Source organism: Helicobacter bilis (assembly GCF_900198365.1).
Taxonomy (GTDB): Bacteria; Campylobacterota; Campylobacteria; order Campylobacterales; family Helicobacteraceae; genus Helicobacter_A; species Helicobacter_A bilis_B.
On sequence record NZ_FZMS01000099.1, the window covers coordinates 1 to 4,366 of the forward strand.

At 37.0% G+C, this 4,366-nt stretch carries 2 protein-coding genes; one reads left to right on the forward strand and one right to left on the reverse strand.

What is annotated here, in order from left to right:
* Window positions 1–233: 233 nt before the first annotated feature.
* Window positions 234–1,922, reverse strand: coding sequence for a gamma-glutamyltransferase (gene ggt, locus C6H08_RS10755; protein WP_034579891.1), 1,689 nt, complete (start codon window positions 1,920–1,922; stop codon window positions 234–236).
* A gap of 327 nt (window positions 1,923–2,249) precedes the next feature.
* Between ggt and traF the strand changes: the two genes are divergently transcribed.
* Window positions 2,250–3,956: a conjugal transfer protein TraF gene (gene traF / locus C6H08_RS10760; RefSeq protein WP_052092597.1), complete on the forward strand. Its 1,707-nt coding sequence runs from the start codon at window positions 2,250–2,252 to the stop codon at window positions 3,954–3,956.
* The last annotated feature ends 410 nt before the right edge of the window (window positions 3,957–4,366 follow it).

Here is a 4,366-nt window from a genome sequence, read left to right on the forward strand (position 1 = left end):
ATTGATGTTTTTTGGCAATTAGCTTTATTGATTTGTGCGTTTTTTGGCATATACTTTACAAAACTATCTAATTAGGCGTATCTGTAAGTTATATGCAATTTACCGAAAAAGCATAGAATCAAAAAAATAGTAGTCTTAAAAGCAGGATTTATTTAACAATAATCCTTGATCGCCACAAAATTAGCGATCAAATACTTCTTACCAAAATTATTCTCTGCTGACATTTTCCTTATTTAAAACTCTTTTCTAGGATCATTTACACCATAGATAACACCAGTTTTTGGATCACGCAAAATTGCACTCACATCACCCATATCTGGCAATTCTGTGATTTTATATCCCATTCTTTTAAGATTATCTTGCACATCTTTTGTCATACCATAAGGCTCAATGCGTATCTCATCTGGCTCCCATTGCATATGGAATCTTGGTGATTCTACCGCTTTTGCTATATCCATTTTATGATCGATTACATTAGAAATCACTTGCAACACAGTAGTGATAATCCTTGCGCCACCCGGACTGCCCACTACCATAAATAGCTTACCATCTTTTAGAATGATTGTAGGACTCATTGAGCTCAGCGGTCTTTTGCCCGGGACAATCGCATTTGCCTCACCACCTACTAAGCCATAAAGATTAGCTACACCGGGTTTAATAGAAAAGTCATCCATTTCATTATTAAGTATAAATCCAGCCCCTTCAACCGCTGCTATCGCACCATAACTTGCATTAATAGTATAGGTTACACTCACAGCATTACCCCATTTATCTGCGACTGAATAATGTGTAGTGTGATTGCCCTCTTTATGATTTATAGGTTGTCCTACTTTTATAACACCAAGTCCGGGCTTAATGTTTTGACTAGGGACTGCCTTGCCTTTTGCACTAAGTATATTTGTATAAATTCTTTTTGCGTATTCCTTTGCTAATAACTTATCAGTTGGCACACTGAAGAAGTCTGGGTCTGCCATAAATACTAACCTATCAGCATAGGCTTGACGCATTGCTTCAGTCATTAAGGCAATAGACTTTGATGAGCCAAAGCCTAGACTAGCTATATCTGCATTTTCCATTGTGTTTAGAATCTGAATAATATGTGTCCCACCACTGCTTGGAGGCGACATGGAGATAATCTCATAGCCTCTATATGTGCCTGTTACTGGTTTTCGCCATACGACATTATATTGTGCTAAATCTTCTTTAGAGATTATGCCACCATTATTTTGCATATCAGTAACGATCAATTCTGCGATTTTTCCTTTATAAAACGCACTTTCACCCTCTTTTTGTATAAGTCGCAATGTCTTTGCTAAATCTTTTTGCACAAGCGTATCCCCACCTTGATAAAGTGAGCCATCTTTCTTTAAAAAGTATTTTCTCGTGCTTGCAAATTTAGCTAAATCATCTTTTACTTCAAGCATAGTTTCAGCCTGTCTATCAGTAATCACAAAGCCATTTTCAGCTAAATCGATAGCAGGTTGCATGAGTTCGCCAAGCGGCTTTGTGCCATATTTATCAAGCATAGCACTCATACCTTTAACAGTGCCGGGCACTCCCGCAGCTAAATATCCAAGTGTTGAAGCATTTGGAATCACATTACCTTTATTATCCAAATACATATCTCTTGTAGCTTTAAGTGGTGCTTTTTCTCTAAAATCAAGCGCGATATTCTCACCATTTGCAAGGTGAATGACAGCAAAGCCACCACCACCGATGTTTCCAGCAGCAGGATGGACTACCGCTAAAGCATAGCCAACTGCTACAGCCGCATCAATCGCATTTCCGCCATTATCAAGCACAGCTTTTCCTATCGCAGTAGCATAAGGGCTACTCGTCATCGCAAGTCCTGTGCCTGTTGTATCTCGTGTTGGAGGATAACTCGCTGCAAACACAGCACTCACGCTTAAAAACCCTGTCATCACAAGAGATTTTAGCGGTGTTACACCTAAACTTTTATGAATGTTAAACCCCATAGCTTCTTCCTTATGTAAAATTGTGCTTCATTATTTCATTAAAATGTAAATAAGCAAAATAGCATTATCAAATTATGACAAGTGGTTTAGTTTGCAATTATACAAAATGTTACATTACTACCGGTTGTGGTTAAGGTATAGGGCTATTTGCCTATAATGATATTTTGATAAAAAATACACAATATCCACAAGATTCCGTTACATATACAAATTATTGCCGATTTTTTGCTAGAATATGTCTTTTATTTTTCATATAGATTTAAGGGGGAGATTATGCGAGGTTCTACAATGCATACGAATAGAATGGATAAATTTAGAAAATATAGAAAGTCTGTGTTGTGTGGGGCTTTGTTTGCAAGTGCGTTTAGTGTAGTAGAGGCTATGGAGTTTGGCACAATGGGGAATGTCTCTGCATCTATGGGTGGGGCTGGAGTAGCTTTGAAAAATCCTTTTGCTTTGTACTATAATCCAGCATTGCTTGCTTCAGATTCTAAAATGCGTATAGGTTATAGCATAGGTGTTGGCTTATCGCAATCAAACCTTGATAAATTAACGAATCTAAACTTTGTCAAAATGTTAGAATCTCTTAGTGGTCTTGGAGATCAATTGGGAGGTAAGGGTAGTGGTGGCACTGTTGTTACTCGCACCAAAAGATCAACATCCGCCACGACTATGGTATCGTCAACTAACGAGTTTACAGATATTTTGAAAACTGCACTGCAAAATGCAAATAATGGCAGTGGCGGCGGTGGAGGTAGTGATACTTTAGATAGTCTATGGAAAAAATACCAAGAATCACACAAAAATAGTAACAATCACACAAAACTAGTAGAAGAGTTGAAAAAAGGAGTGCAAGGTTCTAGCATGTCCCAAGATCAAAAAGATATGTTTAACGACTTTGCTGGATCGGTGGATTGGAGCGACTTTGATGTATCTAATGGCAAAATCACAAGCATGACTATTAAATCTGGTAGTAGTGGTGCATTAGACGCTGCTATGAAAGATTTAGACACTCTTTTTGAAGTCTTAAAAAATAACAATATGAATGTAATCAGTCAAAGCGGTATAGTCTTTCAACTCTCTAGTGAGACCATGCAAGAGAAGTTTGGTAGCCTTGCAGTAGGGTTATTTAATACCACTCAAGCTGGGGTATCACTTGTTGGTGATAGTAGTAAAATGAGACTTATTTTTGGTAAAGATAATGATTTTTATGAATTAATAGTCAAACCGGGCGGATACACACTAAAAACTGCTACAAAAGACGATTATGACAAATTTTCTATCTTACAATCTGTTGAAAAGGGTGATGCACATAAAGTCGTAAGCTCTGTGTTTAATCTCACAGAAGTGCCTGTGGGCTATGCGTATAGATTTAACTTTGACAATTCGGAGTTAAGCATAGGCGTGGCTGGTAAGCTTATGCTTGGGGCGAGTCTGTATCATGAGCAGTTTCTTGGCTCAAACTTGCAGTTTAATACAAACTTTGCCTCAAACATACAATACAACACTACTTTTGGGATAGATTTAGGCACATATTATGGCTATAATCTCTCTGGCAGCGGTCAGCTTGGCGTAGGTTTTGTAGCAAAAAATATCAATACGCCAACTTTTAGATTCGATACTGCACCAACTATTAGTATAAAACCACAATATAGGGCAGGTATAGCTTATAATGGTAAAAGATTCTCACTTGCATTTGACGCTGATGTATTGCCAAACGAAGTGCTGACTTATAGTCAATATGGTTTGTATTCTCAAATGATAGGTGGCGGTTTTAAACTTGATTATAGATTTGTAGATGTGAGAGGCGGTGTTGCCTATGATTTACGAAGAGACACTGGAGCTATACTTACCGCTGGTGTAAATATCTTAGGACTTATTGATATTGCCGCTGAAGTAGGCACAACATGGGTTGATTACTTTGGGACTACTGCACCAAAGTATGCCAATGTGAGAGTTGGTGGGAGCTTTAGTTGGTAATCGATTAAATAAAGTGTATAGCTTTCCTTTCTCTATATATGATTTAGTTTGTGTGATTCCATTGCCTTGTTTTACTGAGCTAGAGGCGGCTAGAGTTTAGAAAACTTAAAGTTATTTCCTAAGTTACACTGCAACTGCCAGTTTTATGTGTCTTACAAATCTCATGTTTTTATGTCTAAACGCTGGACTTTATACCAACAATATAGAAATTTAACTATAAATATTTTGGAAACCAAATGAGCTAGAAAATAAATATGGAATCCAGTATAACATTATCCATGTTATAGCACTTGTCTAAAAAATGAATACTATTATTTTTTTAAGAAATTTTATACAATTTTTTGTAGTTAGCGAAAATATTTCAGTTATGATATTTGCTTTATATTAAGTAGAAATTTACCCCCCCCCCC

Coding starts and splice junctions, on each gene's coding strand:
- ggt (WP_034579891.1), bottom strand. CDS start 1,922: ATGACAGGGTTTTTAAGCGTGAGTGCTGTGTTTGCAGCGAGTTATCCT.
- traF (WP_052092597.1), top strand. CDS start 2,250: ATGCGAGGTTCTACAATGCATACGAATAGAATGGATAAATTTAGAAAA.